Here is a 17,466-nt window from a genome sequence, read left to right as displayed (position 1 = left end):
TGAGCATCCGCGGTCAGCAAAATGCCTCTACCACCACGAACGCTGACCCAGTCATTAGTTCGCAGTTCTGCACCTTCGCCGCGTAACACCCTGTCTGCATTGACATTATGCCCCAGATTAAGCTGGGTCTTACCCCCGTACTCGGTGCTGAGCTTGATATGCTCTTCCCCGCGCCTGTCTTCCATGCGCAGCTTGTTCAGCCCGGCGGTGCGGATCACGTTGCGGGTGCCGTTCTTTTCCGTCACGTGGTCCACGTGGCGGGAGTCGTGCAGCGCATGGGCGATGTACGGGCGATCGGGGTCGCCTTCGTGGAAGGCAATCGCCACTTCCGTGCCCTGAATCAGCGGGAAGTGGATGCCGTAAACGTCGCCGCCGTAGGGCTTAGCCAGGCGCACCGGCATGCTCTCCTGGCCCCGCGCCTTGTCGTCCTGGTCGGCATCAAATTTCACCCGGTACAGGCCCGCCGCATCCTGCCAGGCGTAGATATCATTGGCTTTTGCGCTGGTGACGCGGGCCATCAGGGTGCCGCTGACGACCGGGCGCTTCTTCGCCGCCGGACGCCAGCAGCGGTTTTCGTAGTACGGCATTGCAGCCCACTCCACCTTCAGGGCATTCTGGCGGCTGGCGGAATAACCGGCGCTGATGATAATGACGCCATTCTCCGTTTCCTGGGGCAGGGTCGACGGGATTGCTGTTTCGGTGATGGTCAGGACCTGTGACGGGCCCAGGGTGTGATCGGTACTGGAGCCGGTCACCATGGTCTGGCTGGACAGGAAGCGTTCATGATCCAGTCGGGCCCAGAAGTTACCGGTCTCTGCTCCCGGGTTGAGTTTGTCGCCACGTTCAAGGTGGCGTGGACGGTAGTGGTAGACCTCACCGTAGGTGATGCCCTCGCCATCGCCCCGGGTCATGTCCGCCGGGACGGACATCAGCACATTCTGGGCTTCACGGTGGTTATAGTCACTGGCGGTGACGGATCGTTCCACCACGTTATGCCTGACATGCACGCCCCACACCGAGTCGGCCCCGTTGTCGTTCGCCCCTGACGGGCTGTTCAACGGCAGTGTTTTCCCGAACGTCCAGGCGCTCTGCCTGTCGGCAAAGTGCACCACTTCAGTCTGCGTATCCGGCTGCAGGGTGAAGAAGTAAAATATCCCCACTTCGGACAGCAGGCGTTCAATGAACGCCAGATCACTTTCCTGGTACTGGTTAATCTGTTCGCGCCTGGGATAGTCCGCCTTAAGGGTGAACACATACTCCCAGCCTTTCAGTCCATGCTCCTGAAGCACTTCGGTGACCACTTCCGGCACCGACTTGTTAACGAAAAATCGGTGGGTGCGAAACTGATTCCCGAGCAGCGCCAGAAACGGCTGCAGCACGATGCAGTATTTTGTCTCATCCGCCGAGCCGCCGGTGCGCTCGAAGTGAGTGACCACCCCATGCACCACCTTGCGCTCAGTCAGGGCTGTGAGGTTACCCGCTCCCATGGTCAGGGTGACGGGTTTGCTCAGTACCTGACGGGCATCAATATTTTTGTCTGCACTGGTGAAGTTGACGGTGTAGCTGTACAGCACACTCATCGCCTCCGAGCCGCTGAAGTTCTCCACGTCGATATCCGCCGTACAGAACGGTAAATCGAGACGATAGCGGTTCAGGGTCTTTCCGGCGACCGCAGACAGCGCATTATTCAGGGTATCTGTCAGGCTCATGGCGTTGACTCCATTATGTAATCGGTTATTCCATCAGGAGGCCAGTAGCAGGCAGGAACGTCATCGGCCTGCTGCGTCAGGCGATCGCTGCCAGGGTTTGAGGCCTTCAGGACCACTATGTTATAAAAGTTGATCTCCCGGCCTTCGCCTTTGTGCACTGGGTCAGGGTTGAGGCGACGTAACCGGACGGCTGAAGTTTCCATTTTCCCTCTCATTATTTCCGGACACGCTACCGCCCATCGCTGTTCACTTACCAAAGCGCATCAGGTCAGGCAGATTGGGGTTTTTAGTCAGCGCCCGGCTCGCAGGCGCTGAGAAAAGCTGCGGACAGAAAAACTCTGCCCTTCAGAATTTCAGATCAGGACTCCTGCTGCACATCAGCAACGACAGGCTCGTGCCTGATACTGTGCATACTGTCACGGGTATTTTTTTGCACGGCGACGGCACCAAACAACGCCATAAAGAACGAAACGCCGTAGAAACCCTTCTCGCTTGTAGAGTTACGGGCTGGATGAGTGGAGCTCTAAGGAAGATAAATGGCGTGTGAACGCGGGTGCCGGTGGCTAAAAATTTAAGCGGCAGCTCCATTTTCTCACTGGCATGAACAGTATGCAGGCCAGGGTAAATAGTGACGCACGCTTTTGCGATTTCATTCTGATAAGCATCATTCATAATTACTCCTGTAAAAATGAAGCGGAAAGCGAGCATTTCGCACACTTTCCCTGTGTGTACAGACGTGACTATAGAGTAGCCAGCTCAATGTAATCAACAGGCAAATTCATGAAATGTGATATGATTTATATAGGAATACTCTTAATTAACAAATTAAGTAGCTGAAAAAAAAGCCAAACAGCGCCTGGTTTTATTTGAACAACTAATCAATGCACCAGGCACCGGCACAAGGATAAATCGCCACTTTTTCGCCCGTAACATCACGCCATGTTAACTGTTTAGTTCAATGACAGTCATGAAACGTTATTGTCGTATAAATCTTAATCGCTGGGCGTGCGGCAGAGTTGATGATAGAGCAGCGGCTCGTTGATCGGGGCGGGTAGCGTGGTGGTCAGGCCGGTTGAGGTAAAGGGAATTTATGCCGGGAATCCGGCGAGGCTGTTGCGACGGCTCTGATTTTAACGGGGCGATAGCTTCGCTTGTTGACGTGATATTTAATCACGTCAACAGAATCGGGCGGGTCGATGCGATAATGCGTCTGCTCTCATATTTCAGACAACAGGCACACAGCTTCAAAAAATTAGCCTGCCCTGTCACGCTGCACCAGCGTTTACTACGCTATACCCGGCGCCGCTCCCGCAAGGCGAACGAGGCAGGCATCAGTGCAGCAGTAACCCGGTCGGCTATCTCAACTACAGCCCCTTAACGTTCTCAGCCTCGATTTCCGTGAAGTACTTCAACGTCTTCACCTTCAGCTCCATGGTCGAGGGTTCATCGCAGACGATCAGCGCTTTCGGGTGCAGCTGCAGGCAGGTAATAGTCCACATATGGTTGACGTTGCCTTCGACGGCCGCCTGCAGCGCCTGCGCTTTCGCTTGCCCCTGCACCAGGATCATCATCTCTTCGGCATCCAGCAGCGTGCCGACGCCAACGGTCAGCGCACATTTCGGCACCAGGCTAACGTCGTCGCCGAAGAAGCGCGAGTTGGCCACGCGGGTATCAAAGGTCAGGGTTTTAACCCGGGTGCGGGAAGCCAGCGACGAGGCCGGTTCGTTAAAGGCGATATGCCCGTCGTTACCCACGCCGCCCATAAACAGGTTAATTTTGCCGTAGCTGCGGATCTTCTCTTCGTAGCGGCGGCATTCGGCGTCGATATCCGGCGCGTTGCCGTTCAGCAGGTTGATATTTTCCGGCTGAATATCCACGTGGTCGAAGAAGTTGCGGTGCATAAAGCTGTGATAGCTCTCCGGATGTGCCTGCGGCAGGCCCACGTACTCATCCATATTAAAGGTGACGACGTGCTGAAAGCTGACCAGGCCGGCTTTATTCATCTCCACCAGCGATTTATAGGCAGTCAGCGGCGTACCGCCGGTAGGCAGGCCCAGCACAAACGGACGTTCCGCCGTTGGATTGAAAGCGTTGATGCGCTTGACGATATGGCGCGCGGCCCATTTACCGACGTGTTCAGCTGTAGCCAGGGGGATCAGTCTCATACGTAACCTTATGCGTAAAGTAGAATGCAGATAGCATAGCTCTGCACTGTTTAAACAATATTATGACGTGCGCGAACCGCCTGATAATCAGGAGACGGCGCATAAATTAAAATTAACGGCACTCTTTAAATACTAAAAAATCATCACATTTAAATAATATCAATCCCGCGAATTATTATCCGCGTTAAGCCGACTCGCGAATAACCAGCTCCCCTGAGAGGGTAATCCGCTGGAATTGCAGTTCCGGATCCTTTAGCTTGCGGATCATCAGCGACCCGGCCTGACGGCCGTTCTCTTCGCTGGCCGACGAAACATAGGTAAACGAGGGCGAGGTTAAATTAACATGCAACATATCCTCGAACCCGACCAGGGCGACCTGCTGAGCAAGGAATACGTCCTTACCCACCGTACGGCCTGCCTGATGAATACCGCTGATACAGCCGATCATCGCGTCCGGCGAATGGCAGAGCAGCGCGGTGATGTTGTTATTACTCTCAAGCAGCTGGCGGGCGGCACTGCCGGCGGCGTGGGTGCCGCCGCTGCACGCCGGCGTCGACTCATCGCGCATCACCAGCCCGTACTGCTTCAGCGCGCCGTAGAAACCCGCCAGCCGCTGCTGGCGGATGCGGTCATTTTCATCACCGCCGATATAGGCAATGCTGCGGTGGCCGCGTTCAATCAGATAGCGGGTCGCCAGGCTGGCCGCCTGACGATTGTCGCGCATCACCAGATTGCAGTTCTCCTCCATCAGCGACTGTGAAACGACCACTAACGGCAGCGGGCACTGGCGAATTTTTTCCGGCAGATGCTTCGTCGTCGGGTCAGACGCAAGGTAGATCACCCCCGCGACGCCCTGCTGCTGAAACGACAGCAGGCAGCGTTCAAGATGCTCATCTTCATCGGCAGGCTGGCCAAGGAACACCATATAGCCCTCCTGCTCCAGATACTGCACGATGCTCGCCATCACCTTAATGGAAAAACTGTCGCTGAAGTCACGCAGGATCAGCCCAATCAGATTAGAGGTATTTGAACGAAGGTTGGCCGCCGCCACGTTATGCACGTAGCCGAGCGCGTCGATGGCGGCACGAACTTTACTGATGGTGGCATCGGAGATTTTTCCCTTCTGGCGCAGCACCAGAGAGACGGTGGAAACAGATACACCGGCCTGTTTAGCCACGTCGATAATGCTCACCTTCTTCAAATCAACTCCTTTCACTCAATGCCATTTCCAGCCAGATTCAGCGGCCACCCACCCTGGGTGGAGGGCCGCTTAGCCTATCATTTTCCAGTCTTTTTCGACATGGTTTGTGCAATGAACTGGGCCCGGGCGCCGAAGATAACCTGAATGCCGTTATCGCCGACGAAGACCACGCCGCGCGCGCCCAGCGCGTTGAGCCCTTCTTTATCCACCGCCTCGCCTTGCGCCACTTCCAGACGCAGGCGGGTGATGCAGGATCCGACAGAGGTGATGTTCTTTTCACCGCCTAACAGGCCGATAATCTCGCTGGCCAGCTCTTCATCTGACTTATCGTTGGCCGTGGTGGTGACGTCGGTACGCCCCGGCGTTTTGACGTTAAAGCGACGAATCACGAAGCGGAAGGTGAAGTAGTAAATCAGCGCCATCGGCACGCCGATAATAATCGCGCTGAGATAGTTGGTCTGGTAACCGTTAAATGACGGCAGAATACCGAACGAGAGATAGTCAATAAATCCGGCAGAGAAGGATTTAGCAATATGCGCATGCAGCAGGTACATACACATATAGGCCAGGCCGGCCATGATGGCGTTAAAGACGTAGAGGATCGGCGCAACAAAGATAAAGGTGAATTCCACCGGCTCGGTAATACCGGTCAGGAAGCAGGTCAGAGCGGCGGAGAACAGAATACCCGCGGCGATTTTTTTGTTTTTGGTATGCGCTTCATGGTACATCGCCAGGCAGGCTGCGGGTAAAGCAAACAGCATCAGCGGGAACTCGCCCTGCATGAATTTACCGGCGTTCTGATAGGAGTCGGTGCTGAACGACTTGACGCCCTCTTCCAGCATTTTGAACCAGATGGTCTGGTCACCGTGGATCACCTGGCCGGCCTGGGTGGTGTAGTCGCCAAACGAATACCAGAATGAAGGGTACCAGATATGGTGCAGGCCCAGCGGGATCAGCGCGCGCTCAACCAGGCCAAAGATAAAGGTCGAGGCGGCCTGATTATCGCCGTTGACGATCACCGACAGTGAATCGATACCGGCCTGAATATGTTGCCAGATATACGGCAGCAGCATGCCCATACCAAACGACAGGATCGCGGTGGCGATAGCGACAAACCGCTTACCGGCGAAGAAGCCGAGAAACTCCGGCAGGCGCATGGTATGGAACTTGTTATAACACCAGGCGGCGAGAATACCGCACAGCAGGCCCCCGAACACCCCCATCTGCAGCGACGGGATACCGACCACCATGGCATATTTTCCGCCCTGCGAGGCCATCTCCGGGGTGATGCCCAGCACGGTGCTGATGGTGATGTTGGTGACAAACACCGACACCGCCGCCGACAGCGCGGCAATACCGGATTCCGACGCCAGCCCCACCGCCGAGCCGATGGCGAACAGCATCGGCAGGTTATCAAAAATAACCCCGCCAGCGTGCATCATCAGCGGCAGGTTGAATTTATCGCCAAAGGCCAGCAGCAGACCGGCGGCGGGAAGCAATGAAATCGGCAGCATTAACGCACGCCCGATCATTGACAGTTTAGATAGTGACTTCATGAAACCTGATGCCAGACTCATGCTGATTCCCCTGAGTTGTAACCCCGTTGAGTGTCGATCACACGCTGTTTTTTTTGTGAGTAGAACGTTCTAGTAGAACGTTCTACCGATACTAAAATAAACAGTTTTGCCCCGCAACAAAAAACTCACACCGTTAACAGATAAAAATCATATGGCTGAAAGTTCGGCAAGTGGGGCTGGATGTGGGGCTGTTCTGGGCGAAGGATTGGAGAACCTTCCCCACTAAGAACAATGCAATGCGGATGAATGCCATACTCGATGCCTGGTGCCCTGCCACAACCGAGCTAATCCCGCCCCACCGCACATTCCCCCCCTGTTTTTCATCGCCGCACCCTTGCGATTTCCTCCACCTTATCCAACACTTAAACCGACCCCTAAGCAGGTGGTCCAGGCTTTTTTATCGATAACAGGGAGAACAGCAATGAAGTTATTTAAAGTCTTGTCGGCAATGGCGGTGGCGGCGGTACTGGCACTGGGCGTGAGCGGCTGTGCGCCGACTGCGACACATGAGGGAACCGGCGGTTATATTGATGACACGGTAGTGACCACCAAGGTGAAGGGTGAACTGCTGCGTGATGATTCACTGAAGTCGACCGAGATCAACGTGGAGACCTTTAAAGGCCGCGTTCAGCTGAGCGGCTTTGTCAGCTCGCCGCAGTCGGCTAAGCGTGCGGTACAGATCACGCAGGGCGTGGCGGGCGTGAAGTCGGTCGTTAACAATATGCAGATCAAGTAAAGGTGACTGATGCTGGCAGGATGACCAACCGATCCGCTGAGCGATTGACCGGTGATTCGGCCACCAGTTAACCAGCATGATCCGACAGAAGGCGCGAGCAATCGCGCCTTTTTTAATGCCTTACTTTAGGTCAGAACTTGTAGCCCGCCCCGAAGAAGAACACAAACGGGTTGATATGGGTATCGATGCTCTGGCGCTGGTCACCGGCGTCAAAGCGCACTTTGGTGTTGATATCCATATACCACAGCGAGGCGTTAAGCATCCAGCTGTCGTTCAGCTGGTAGTCGAGGCCCGCCTGCCCGGCCACGCCCCAGGAATTTTTCACGCTGAGGTTGCTTAAGCCCGCTGCGCGGCCGGTCTGGTTAAAGTCGGTGTCGTAGAACATGGTGTAGTTGACGCCAACGCCAACGTACGGCTGCCACGGGCTGGTGTTGCCCATAAAGTACCACTGCGCCATCAGCGTTGGCGGCAGCTGGCGCACGGTGGCCAGCGTGCCGGTCGGCTGCAGGCCAACCTTGTGGCGGAACGGCGTGGCCCCGAGCAGCTCGATGCCGATGTTGTCGGTGGCCATATAAGTAAAGGTCAGGCCCAGCTGGGTGTCGTTGCTGACCTTAAACTCACCGAGGCCGAGCACGTCGTCAGAACCGCCGGTCGGGCGTACCGTGGCGGAACCGGCACGGATAAAGAAGTCGCCGGCCTGGTGGGCGGAAGCCACCACCGGTAAAGAGGCGATGACCGCCAGCACTGCTGCTCTGAGTTTCATGAACACTCCTGTAAAAGTTCCACGGAAAGCCGTTAAGGCCACAAGAAATTGTTGCGACACAGGTTTACGCTCTTTTTTCGGAAAGGTCATGCAGATCATTTGCGGCAAAGTTGATATAAAACAATGAGTTGATTTGGATCAATTTACAGATTTTTTTTCACCGCTAATTAAGACCGGATTCTGCCCGCGCACCGCGGTGGGCCCCTCTTCTGCGCTAACACCGTCATTAATCAAAAGTTATGTCTATTCAGGTGCCAGCACCTTGCCGGAGCATGTACAATCCTCCGGTCTAAATCGGTTTTCTTTCAAGGAGAGTACATGTCTATCACGGCGGCCTCGCTATACCGTGACACCGGAAACTTTTTCCGCCACCAGTTAGTTACCATCGTGCTGATGGCGATGCTGACCTCGCTGATCAGCGTGATGATCGGCCAGGCGCTGACGCCGGGAGCCGATCAGATGGCGATCCTCAGCCAGGGCGACGCCGGCTCGGCCGCCACGCTGATGGAGATGGTGCAGAATATGTCGCCGGAGCAGCAGCAGGTTCTGCTGCGCGCCTCGGCGGCGGGCACCTTTGCCGCGCTGATCGGCAACGCCCTGCTGCTGGGCGGTATGCTGAGCCTGATCCCGCTGGTCTCCGGCGGCCAGCGCATCAGCGCCCTGCGGGCGATCGGTGCCTCCGCGCCGATGCTGCCGCGCCTGCTGCTGCTGACCTTCCTGATGACGTTGGTTATCCAGCTCGGCTTTATGGTGCTGGTGCTGCCGGGGATTATCCTTGCGGTGCTGCTGGCGCTGTCGCCGATGATCATGGTCAATGAGAAGATCGGCGTGTTTGCCGCCATGCGCGCCAGCCTGCGGCTGGTCTGGGGCCATGTCAGGCTGGTCGCCCCGGCGGTGCTGCTGTGGATCGTCGCCAAGCTGATCCTGATGCTGCTGGCGTCTTCGCTGACCATACTGCCGGCCAACGTCGCCTCGGTAGTGCTGAACGGCCTGAGCAACGTGGTCTCCGCGCTGCTGATTATCTATCTGTCACGACTGACCATGTTGTTACGTTAATTGTGCGGGAATGCCTCGACAGGAGGCATTTTCCTGAATGATGATAACGCATGTTGGTCCGTAATCTGGAAGCCCTATGAAGCAGTTACTCGACTTTATCCCGCTGGTCATCTTCTTTGTGTTTTACAAGATGTATGACATTTATATTGCCTCCGGCGCGCTGATCGCCGCCTCCGCGCTGGCGCTGGCCGCCGGCTGGTTGCTGTACCGTAAGATTGAAAAGATGAGTCTGGTGACCTTTGCCCTGGTGGCGGTGTTTGGCACCCTGACCATCGCGCTGCATAACCCGGACTTTATCAAGTGGAAGGTGACCATCATCTACGGCCTGTTTACCCTCGCCCTGCTGTTCAGCCAGCTGTTTATGCAGCAGCCGCTGATTCAGAAGATGCTGGGTAAAGAGCTGCAGCTGCCCGCCTTCGCCTGGCGTCGCCTGAACCTCGCCTGGGCGCTGTTCTTCTTCGTCTGCGGCCTGGCGAACATCTACGTCGCCTTCTGGCTGTCACAGGACGTCTGGATCAACTTTAAGGTGTTCGGCCTGACGGCGCTGACCCTGCTGTTTACCCTGCTCAGCGGGATCTATATCTATCGCTTAATGCCACAACAAGAAGAAAAATAAGCTGCCAGTCCCGCTATTCTGAGCGGGATTTTTTTACTCCCACCCTTAACTGCGCACTCTGCCTTCATCCCGGCGGCAGAAGCGTGTCTCAGGGAATTAACCGGAAGCAAACCATGAGCGAAGCAGTTCGAACACCGCAGGGCGAGATGGTGCTGCGCACCCTGGCAATGCCGGCGGATACCAACGCCAACGGCGATATTTTTGGCGGCTGGCTGATGTCACAGATGGATATGGGCGGCGCAATTCTTGCCAAAGAGATTGCCGGCGGGCGCGTGGTCACCGTGCGTGCCGACGGTATGACCTTTCTGAAACCGGTGGCGGTCGGCGACGTGGTCAGCTGCCACGCCCGCTGCATCCGCACCGGCACCAGCTCAATGACCATTAATATTGAAGTGTGGATCAAGAAGGTGTCATCGGAGCCGATCGGCCAGCGTTACTGTACGACCGAAGCGGTATTTTTCTATGTTGCCGTGGATAAGGACGGCAAACCGCGCCCGCTGCCCGAGGACAAACAGCAGCTCGAGGATAACTGAAGCCTGATATCCTCTCCGTGCGGACGAACCGCCTTACGGCACGGTGAATAAAACGCCTGAAAAGTGCTTTCAGGCGTTTTCAGGCATCACGTTCAGCCCGTATCAGCATCGGTTACCCGCTCTACAGCCTGGGTTTACCCTGCAGAAATGCCGGATCCTCCGCCGGGAAGCCGCGGGCAAGGGTGTCCCGCAGATCGTTCTTCTGCTGGTTAAAATCGGCCGTCACCTCCTGCCGTTGCATCGCCTGATGCGCATCCAGATTACTTTGCAGGCTGGCGAAGGTTTTCTCCATCTGCTCCATCATCTGCCGGCAGCTCTGGCTGGTGCTGTCCATCACCGCGCTGGCCGAGTCGCTGCCTGACAAATTCATGCCGCTGACGCCGGACATAAACTGTTGCGAAAGTGACGCGTGCGCCCCCTGGACCTGGCTCATGGCGGCTTCGATGGTGGCAATAATTGCTTTGGGATCTAACATCGTTTTCTCTCTCCTTGATAACACTCACGTATGAGCTGACCACCCGGCCAGCCCGTTACAGGGCCTGCGGGCAGCTGAAGTTGCCCAGTGCCCGCGACCACAGTGGAAAATCTTTCATCGTTGAACGCAGCTCCAGCAGCAGGCTGCCGCTGACGCCCGCCATTCGCATCCGCAGCTGACGCCGGTTGCCGTCAACCGGGGTGACGTCGCTGGCGTCGTACAGGTGAAACAGCGCCCAGGGGCCTTCAAACAGGGCGGTATGAATATCTCCCTGTGCGGTTTTAAAGCTCAGCCGGATATAGCTGCCGCCTTTCGGCCCCGGCCAGTCGATACGTACCGGCTGAGACTCACCGATAGCGTATTCAATTGGCTGGCCATCAATATCCAGCGTGGCGCTGGCGATGTCCGGCGAGAGGCTGACCGGGCGGATAAACAGGGTAAAGGCGGGACGCTCGCCGCCGGCGAAGAAGGTTTCACGGATTTTTGCCGCATTCTCAAATGCCCGCACCGTGGCCGCGTTAATCGCCCCGCCGTCGCGAGCCTTCCAGGGGTCGGCATTGATATCAATCAGGTCGACCAGCTGGCTGTCGAAGAAGGTTTTCATTGCTCCAGCGGGGCCAAACAGGCGTGCAAAGTCGTCAATGCCCACTTCAGTACGCGCGTTTCGCGAAAAAGGATAACGACGGCTGACGGTGCTGTTGCACAAACCCGACGCCAGCGACGAGGCCCCTTTTCCGATGCTCAGACGGTTCTGCCGCTGGCTTTCACGGCTGCCCTGCTGGATCAGGTCCATCACCACGCTGCGGATCGGTTCCGGCTGTCGGGCGGCATCCAGCCGGGCGCGCTCCAGCCCGCCCTGCGGCAGCCGCTGGCCGCTGTGCAGAGAGGTCGCCAGCGCGGAGAGCTGGTTGAACAGCTCGTCAAACAGGCGCGACAGCGGATCGCCACCGCCGCGGTTCGCCTGTGACAGCGCCAGGCCGGTACGCCGCAGCGTCAGAAAACGGTCCTCCACCGCGTCTTCCGGCGTCAGGCGAAAGCGGCTACGCTCACCGCTCAGTTCATCCACCACCTCGCGCTTTTGCTGTTCGAAGCGGTAGCGCTGGCGGTCAAACCAGCTGGTTGCCCCGGCCGAATCTTTCCCGGTCAGGCTGGTTTCACGGGTGGCAAAGCGCACCAGGTTAGCCAGTGACGAGGAGGGATCCCCCAGCTGTCGCGCCAGCTGGGCGGCATCCTCCAGGCCATTGACCGGCCGGGCCCGGATATCCGTGAGGAAGGCGTTCCAGCCGTTGGCATACTCCAGCAGGTAGAGCTTACGCGCTTCATCCGCCAGCTTCTGCCCCGACAATAGCGTCCTGACGTTGTCGGCGCTGCCGCTGCTGCCCATTACCCAGGCCTGCTCTTTAATGACGCTTTCCGCCATCGGCTGTACCTGCGGCAGGAACAGGTCGCGGTAGCTGGCGCGGGTGTAAAATTTGCTGACCGCCACATCGCTGACCGTGGCCTGGCTTTTGCGGCGCAGGGTCAGCGTAACGTCCGATCCGGCCGCCAGGGCCAGCGTAATATCCGGCAGAACCGAACCGGCCAGGCTCTGTTCAACGCGGCGCACGACGCGCTGTTGCAGCGGGATATCGGCCGCTTTACCCCGCGCCCGCCGCACCAGCGCGTCATCGGCTTTCATCGCCGGTGTGCCAGCGGAAGCAAACAGCTGCCGCAGATGATAACGGAACAGGCGTTTGTCCATGCCGCCCCCCTGCTGCGGGGCAAAGCGATCCCAGCGGGCCATAAACCAGCTGACCAGCGCATCCGCCTCACGGTGCTGCGGCTCTGCCAGCATCAGGTAGACTTTCAGCGTGCCGTACACATCGTCATCCTTTGCGGCAGCGTCCTGCGCCAGCGACCAGGCAACATAATTTTCCACCGCGGGCCAGAAAAACGTCCGCAGATGGCGTTGATAGCTGTGCCGTGAGGCCTCGTTAATTAACCGGTGTTCGAAGTAAGGATTGGCCGTCGGTGTAGGCCGCGCCTGTAGCTGTACGTTCATATAGTCGAGCTGAGCGTAGGCCACGAGCAGATCGTCGCCGGCCCGGTTGGTCACCGGTACTTCACTGGCGACCCGGCGACTCTCATCAAAACGGGCAGCCACCCATGCGAGATAGTCATTTTCCCAGGCGTAACGGCTGACCAGTAGACCGCCGGCAGCGGCTAACAGCAGCAGCACGGCGGCATAGTTTGCCATCCTGCGCCACCGCACGCTCGCCGGCACGTTGCCGTGGTTGCGCAGCGGCAGATAGCGGCGGGCGATGGCCTGTTGCCAGGCGGCGTTGTAGAGGGTTCCGGCAGGCCCCGCTGCGTCAGGATCGCTGCCACCGGCGGCGGCATTGTCTTCGCCCAGCGTGCGCGTGCTGCCCAGCCACACCTGCTGCAGGCGGGCCATGTAGCCCCGCGAGGAGGCAGGGAAGATCTGTTCCAGCAGGCTGAACAGCGGCCTGCCAAGCGCGCCGAGCGCCTCGATAAAAAACAGCAGCTGCTGGCGCTGCTGCGCCGATGAAATGTCATGCAGCCGTTCCAGCGTAAACTGACTGACGCGGCTGACCATCTGCCGGTAGCCCTGTTCAGCGACAGGCCAGTTCTGTAACCCGCTGTTGCCAAAAGGCACGCTGAAACCGAGGCCTTTCTGCAGCAGATCCTCGCTGAGCAGCCTCAGCAGCGTCTCGCCACCGGTCAGCCGATCGAGATGGGTGAGCAGCAGGTACACCGGCTGATCGCTGCGGGTCAGCAGGGGAATGTCCAGCAGCCGGGCGCGTAAGGCATCCGCCAGCGATTTGCGTTCGGTCAGCGAGGCATGCAGGATGTCGTGCGCGTTCAGGCAGAGAAACACGCCGTCGAGCACCGGGCGTTTGCGAAAGCGGCGCAATAACCTGAACAGCTGCGGCAGCCCTTTTGCCGTCTCGTCACTCAGCCCGTTAAGCTGCACCCAGTCACCGGCGGTGTCGATCCACACCGCCTGCTCCGTCAGCCACCAGTTGCAATCCCGGGTCGGCCCCGGCTCCACGGTCGACGTCATGCCGTAGTGTCCGGCAAAAATAAACCGCCGGTCGCTCTCGCTCAGCAGTGCGGTTTTGCCACTGCCGGCTGGCCCGAGGATCATAAACCACGGGCGGTCGTCGAGGTAACGCTGAAAAACACGATAGCGCAGCCGCTGCCAGCCGCTGCGCTGTTGCGCCAGGCCGGCACTTTTCAGGGTGCTCATGGCATCATAAAACCGCTGGCTGACCCGATCGCGCGCGCGGCTCTTTTCCGGGGCAGAGCGTCTGGCCTGCGCCTGGCGGAAAAGCCCGCCGGTAAACTGCGCGATCCACGGCCAGACTGCCCGCAGGATCAGGGCGGCAATCAACAGCAGCCGGACAACCACGCTGCTTAGTGGCCGCCAGCTGCCGACGGAAACCAGCGGCCCGACCCACCAGATAATGGCGCTCAGCAGCAGCGCCAGCAGCACGATAAACGTTCGCCGTAACATAGCACTTCCTTATGGTGTCTGACGTCTCTTCTCACGGATATCGCGCAACAGCTGCCTGACGTCACTGCTGTCCGCGTCATCCCCGCTACTCTGCCCGTTGTCGCGATGGCCAATCTTCCACAGAATATCGACGCGACGGTTCCTGCTGCGCCCCTGCGGGGTGGCATTATCCCCGATCGGCTCGCTCTCTCCTTTCCCCAGCGAGACGATCGCCCTCGGCACCCGGTCATCAGGTTGCATCACCGCGCGTAATACGCTGGCCACGGTTGCCGCCCGGGCGGCAGAGAGTTTCAGGTTCGAGGCCTGGGTATTGTTTCTGAAAGGCTGGCTGTCGGTGTGGCCGATAACCTCCAGATCGCCGGGCCAGGGAGCCAGCGCTTCGCCCAGTCGTTCGATGTTACGCCTGCGCTGAAAATCGGCGGAGAGCACGGATTTACCGGTGGCAAACGCGCCGTCCGAGGTGAAAATCAGCAGCCAGCCGCGCGGATCTTCCCGCACCTCCAGCCAGCCTTCGCTGAGAATGCGTGGCAGGGGCTGGGGCAGCGTGGCCATCAGGTTGATGCGCCGGGGTGCAACCGGTGTCCAGGTGAGGATCGCGCTGCGCAGCGCACGGGACGCATCGTGCAGAGACCAGGCGGCCGCCGCCCAGCCGGCCAGCAGCAGCAGTAAGCCGCCGCAAAACAGGTGGCGCGGCCGCAGCCGTCTGCCCGCAGCGGGAGCCGTAACCCCGGCAACCTGTGCCAGACTTTGCAGCGGACGCTGACCGTACAGCTGCTTGTCCAGCTGATGCCGCAGATCCGCCAGCAGCACGGCACCTCGATCCATAATCCGGTACTTACCCGTAAACCCGAGGGAGAGGATCAGGTCGTAGAAGGCGAGAATTTCAGCGTGCTTTTCAGGTTCGCGGCAGTACTGCTGCAGGTGTTCAAAACATTTTTCACCGCCCCAGGCATTCTGATAAAACTCCACGCTGAGCGTGATGCCCAGCGCCTCCCTGCTCCTGGTATCCCCCAGTGTTTCATCAATACAGGAATAGAGCAGGTAGACCAGACGATGAACATCATCCGCCGGATAGCGTTTCAGCAGCACCTGTTGAAAGTGATCGGCCTCGCGGATCAGCTGAGCCCGCGTCCCTCCCCCCTCATCCTGTTGCTGGCCACGGTTGCGCTCCATCAGCAGCAGCGCGGGCATCGCCGCCTGGATAATCGGATTAGACCAGTTTCCGCTGCGGCCCGCCGGCTGGGTGGGCGCACCCTGTACTGCCAACGCCGCCGGGCCGCCGTCAGCCATCACCGTGGCGAATGTCTCCGCACCGTCACCCGGTATCACGGCTTTCATCCTGCGCTCAACGTCACTCATCCAATTCGTCCCTGGCGCAGGCCCCAGCTGTCAATACGCAGTTCCGGGAAGTCGCCGACAATACTCAGCGCCATCGCGGCCCCCGCCATCATCTCCCGGTAGAGCGGGTCTGCGGTGTCGGTTTCGAAATAGACGCTGTTCGGGTACCAGGGCACATGCCTCGGCGGCGACGACATCGGCACAATGCGCGCGCCCGGCAGCTGCAGGTCAATCAGATGCACGATTTTTTCCACCGGCCCCAGTTTCACCTGCGCCGGGAAATAGCTGCGCAGGATATCACCCGGTAAGGCGGAGCTGACGGCAAACACCACTTTTTCCAGCCTCAGCTGGCCGTCGTTCTGACAGACCAGAATATTGTCGCCACGTTCGCTGAAGTTCAGGGCTACGGCAGGCGCTTCGATCACCAGTGACAACGCGCGCCTGATCGCCTGCATTAACGGAAAGAAGCAGCGGTGTGGCGCAGGGTGCTGATAGTGCAGATCGCTGCGGCTCCAGGCTTTCTCACCGTCGGGAATGATGCTCAGCCGGCCCAGCAGCCCGAGCAGCGTCTGGTATAGTTTTTCCGGGTGGGTTTGCGGGCTGTCCAGCAGATGGCTGAAGCGCAGTTGATATTCGCTGAGCAGTTGCAACAGCAGCAGTTCCAGCAGCTCCGACAGCCCGCCGACCGCCGCGGGCACGTCGGCGCGGGATACATTTTCCAGCCGCTGGGTAATTAACCCGAGCAGTTCCGTGGTGGCGGCCATCAGCCAGCGGGAGGCATGCACATCCAGCAGCGGGGGCAGTATCTCCTCGGCTATCTGCACGCGGCCATCGTGCTGTCGGTCCGTAATCATCGCGATCGCCAGTGACGACTCGGCGCTGCTGACCTCCTCCTGCAACAGCAGGCGGCAGTTCAGCCGCCCCAGCTCCAGCGTGATCGTGCGCGGCGAGCCTTCGCTACTGACGCCGAGGTTGCTGTCGGCGATATCGGCGTCCGTGGTGTTAAAACGGCTTTTTTCACTTTGCCGTTTAAGGTCCATCAGCGGAACGCCGGGCAGATCCATCATCACCACCAGGCAGATGCTTTTACCCCTGCTGGTTTCATCCACCACCAGCGGCAGCGGCAAGGGAGCATCGTCCGGCAGGCTGAACGGCGTGCCGTCCGGGAAAATACCCCGCGCGCGGGTTAAGGCGAACTTCCCCTGCTCCAGCAGCGCGTGATTGATCTCAATCTGGCTGAACCCCCAGTGGAAGGGCTCCAGCGCGTCCACCCGCTGGTTGATGCGGTGCTCAAAGAAACGTTCCTGCTGCTGAAAATGCTGGGGTTCCATCAGCATGCCTTCAACCCAGGCGATACGTTGTGTAGAAAATCGTTCCATTAGCTGCTCCCTGCGTCAGTCTGTCTGGTGTCCATCAGGCGTTGATAAAGTATTTGGTCTGGCTGGGTGCGATCTGAGCAGCAACGGTGTTGTTGTTGTTGGTCATGCTCATATCGCCAAGGCGCGTCACCGGCATCCCCTGCAGGAAATACTTTCCTGATCCCTGCATCGGCTGCATCTGCGCAGAGTGGGTGCCCGAGCCGGTCCCCACCACGCCGCCGCTATCCACGGTGGTCGTGCGGATCGTCGCCATATTCTGCTGGTTGCTGCCCATCAGGAAGTAGTTCGCCACGTTCGGCACGCCGGTGGCGTTTGGCGCGATATTGGGGCCGGGGGCCGGGATCATCGGGTCACAGCCGGCGAAGCTCAGCCCGCCGGCGTTGTTGTTGGCTGCGGTCATC

At 58.6% G+C, this 17,466-nt stretch carries 14 protein-coding genes and 2 pseudogenes; 5 read left to right on the top strand and 11 right to left on the bottom strand.

The window, feature by feature from the left end; all coding sequences use genetic code 11:
* Positions 1-1,709: type VI secretion system Vgr family protein (locus tag NV64_RS08780; protein ID WP_101505759.1), on the bottom strand; the 1,709-nt coding region annotated here is incomplete at its 3' end.
* A gap of 358 nt (positions 1,710-2,067) precedes the next feature.
* Positions 2,068-2,202, bottom strand: a pseudogene (locus NV64_RS08770) (YiaA/YiaB family inner membrane protein); the annotation flags it as partial.
* Between the two features lie 536 nt (positions 2,203-2,738).
* Between NV64_RS08770 and NV64_RS23985 the strand changes: the two are divergent.
* A pseudogene (locus NV64_RS23985) lies at positions 2,739-2,837 on the top strand (N-acetyltransferase); the annotation flags it as partial.
* Between the two features lie 236 nt (positions 2,838-3,073).
* Here the strand turns inward: NV64_RS23985 and nagB are convergent.
* The 3 genes from nagB to NV64_RS08750 all read right to left on the bottom strand — a co-directional run bounded on the left by nagB (position 3,074) and on the right by NV64_RS08750 (position 6,652).
* Positions 3,074-3,874: a glucosamine-6-phosphate deaminase gene (gene nagB, locus NV64_RS08760; protein ID WP_101505757.1), complete on the bottom strand. Its 801-nt coding sequence runs from the start codon at positions 3,872-3,874 to the stop codon at positions 3,074-3,076.
* A 184-nt stretch (positions 3,875-4,058) separates the two neighbouring features.
* A complete protein-coding gene (gene malI, locus NV64_RS08755; protein WP_101505756.1) occupies positions 4,059-5,075 on the bottom strand; it encodes a Mal regulon transcriptional regulator MalI in 1,017 nt (338 codons plus the stop codon).
* Positions 5,076-5,152: 77 nt separating this feature from the next.
* Positions 5,153-6,652 (bottom strand): PTS transporter subunit EIIC, encoded by a 1,500-nt coding sequence (locus NV64_RS08750; RefSeq protein ID WP_101505755.1) that lies wholly within the window; start codon positions 6,650-6,652, stop codon positions 5,153-5,155.
* 421 nt (positions 6,653-7,073) lie between these two features.
* On the opposite strand from NV64_RS08750, the gene NV64_RS08745 reads away from it, so the two are divergent.
* The gene (locus NV64_RS08745; RefSeq protein WP_056242453.1) at positions 7,074-7,388 is read left to right on the top strand and encodes a BON domain-containing protein; all 315 of its coding nucleotides are present in this window, start codon (positions 7,074-7,076) and stop codon (positions 7,386-7,388) included.
* Positions 7,389-7,518: 130 nt separating this feature from the next.
* On the opposite strand, the gene ompW is transcribed toward NV64_RS08745, so the two are convergent.
* On the bottom strand, positions 7,519-8,151 hold the full coding sequence (gene ompW / locus NV64_RS08740) for an outer membrane protein OmpW (RefSeq protein WP_056242450.1): 633 nt from the start codon (positions 8,149-8,151) through the stop codon (positions 7,519-7,521).
* Between the two features lie 318 nt (positions 8,152-8,469).
* Here ompW and NV64_RS08735 point away from each other — a divergent pair, with 318 nt between their 5' ends.
* The 3 genes from NV64_RS08735 (at position 8,470) to yciA (ending at position 10,356) form a co-directional block, all read left to right on the top strand.
* The gene (locus NV64_RS08735; protein WP_101505754.1) at positions 8,470-9,207 is read left to right on the top strand and encodes a YciC family protein; all 738 of its coding nucleotides are present in this window, start codon (positions 8,470-8,472) and stop codon (positions 9,205-9,207) included.
* A 76-nt stretch (positions 9,208-9,283) separates the two neighbouring features.
* Entirely contained in the window at positions 9,284-9,823 is a 540-nt protein-coding gene (locus NV64_RS08730) for a septation protein A (RefSeq protein ID WP_101505753.1), read from the top strand.
* 113 nt (positions 9,824-9,936) lie between these two features.
* On the top strand, positions 9,937-10,356 hold the full coding sequence (gene yciA, locus NV64_RS08725; RefSeq protein WP_056242441.1) for an acyl-CoA thioester hydrolase YciA: 420 nt from the start codon (positions 9,937-9,939) through the stop codon (positions 10,354-10,356).
* Between the two features lie 121 nt (positions 10,357-10,477).
* Here yciA and NV64_RS08720 read toward each other — a convergent pair whose 3' ends face one another.
* The 5 genes from NV64_RS08720 to NV64_RS08700 are packed head-to-tail and all read right to left on the bottom strand — an operon-like array spanning position 10,478 to position 17,465.
* Positions 10,478-10,831: a DUF6277 family protein gene (locus NV64_RS08720; protein WP_101505752.1), complete on the bottom strand. Its 354-nt coding sequence runs from the start codon at positions 10,829-10,831 to the stop codon at positions 10,478-10,480.
* A gap of 55 nt (positions 10,832-10,886) precedes the next feature.
* Positions 10,887-14,348, bottom strand: coding sequence for a type VI secretion system membrane subunit TssM (gene tssM / locus NV64_RS08715; protein WP_101505751.1), 3,462 nt, complete (start codon positions 14,346-14,348; stop codon positions 10,887-10,889).
* A 9-nt stretch (positions 14,349-14,357) separates the two neighbouring features.
* Positions 14,358-15,707: a DotU/TssL family secretion system protein gene (locus NV64_RS08710; protein WP_101505750.1), complete on the bottom strand. Its 1,350-nt coding sequence runs from the start codon at positions 15,705-15,707 to the stop codon at positions 14,358-14,360.
* Entirely contained in the window at positions 15,704-17,065 is a 1,362-nt protein-coding gene (gene tssK / locus NV64_RS08705) for a type VI secretion system baseplate subunit TssK (protein ID WP_101505749.1), read from the bottom strand. Before tssK ends, NV64_RS08710 begins: the two co-directional genes overlap by 4 nt.
* A 34-nt stretch (positions 17,066-17,099) precedes the next feature.
* Positions 17,100-17,465: a PAAR-like domain-containing protein gene (locus NV64_RS08700; protein WP_056242428.1), complete on the bottom strand. Its 366-nt coding sequence runs from the start codon at positions 17,463-17,465 to the stop codon at positions 17,100-17,102.
* Position 17,466 lies beyond the last annotated feature (1 nt).

Source organism: Erwinia sp. B116 (assembly GCF_002865965.1).
Lineage (GTDB): Bacteria > Pseudomonadota > Gammaproteobacteria > Enterobacterales > Enterobacteriaceae > Erwinia.
This window is presented reverse-complemented; position numbering and strand designations above follow the sequence as displayed.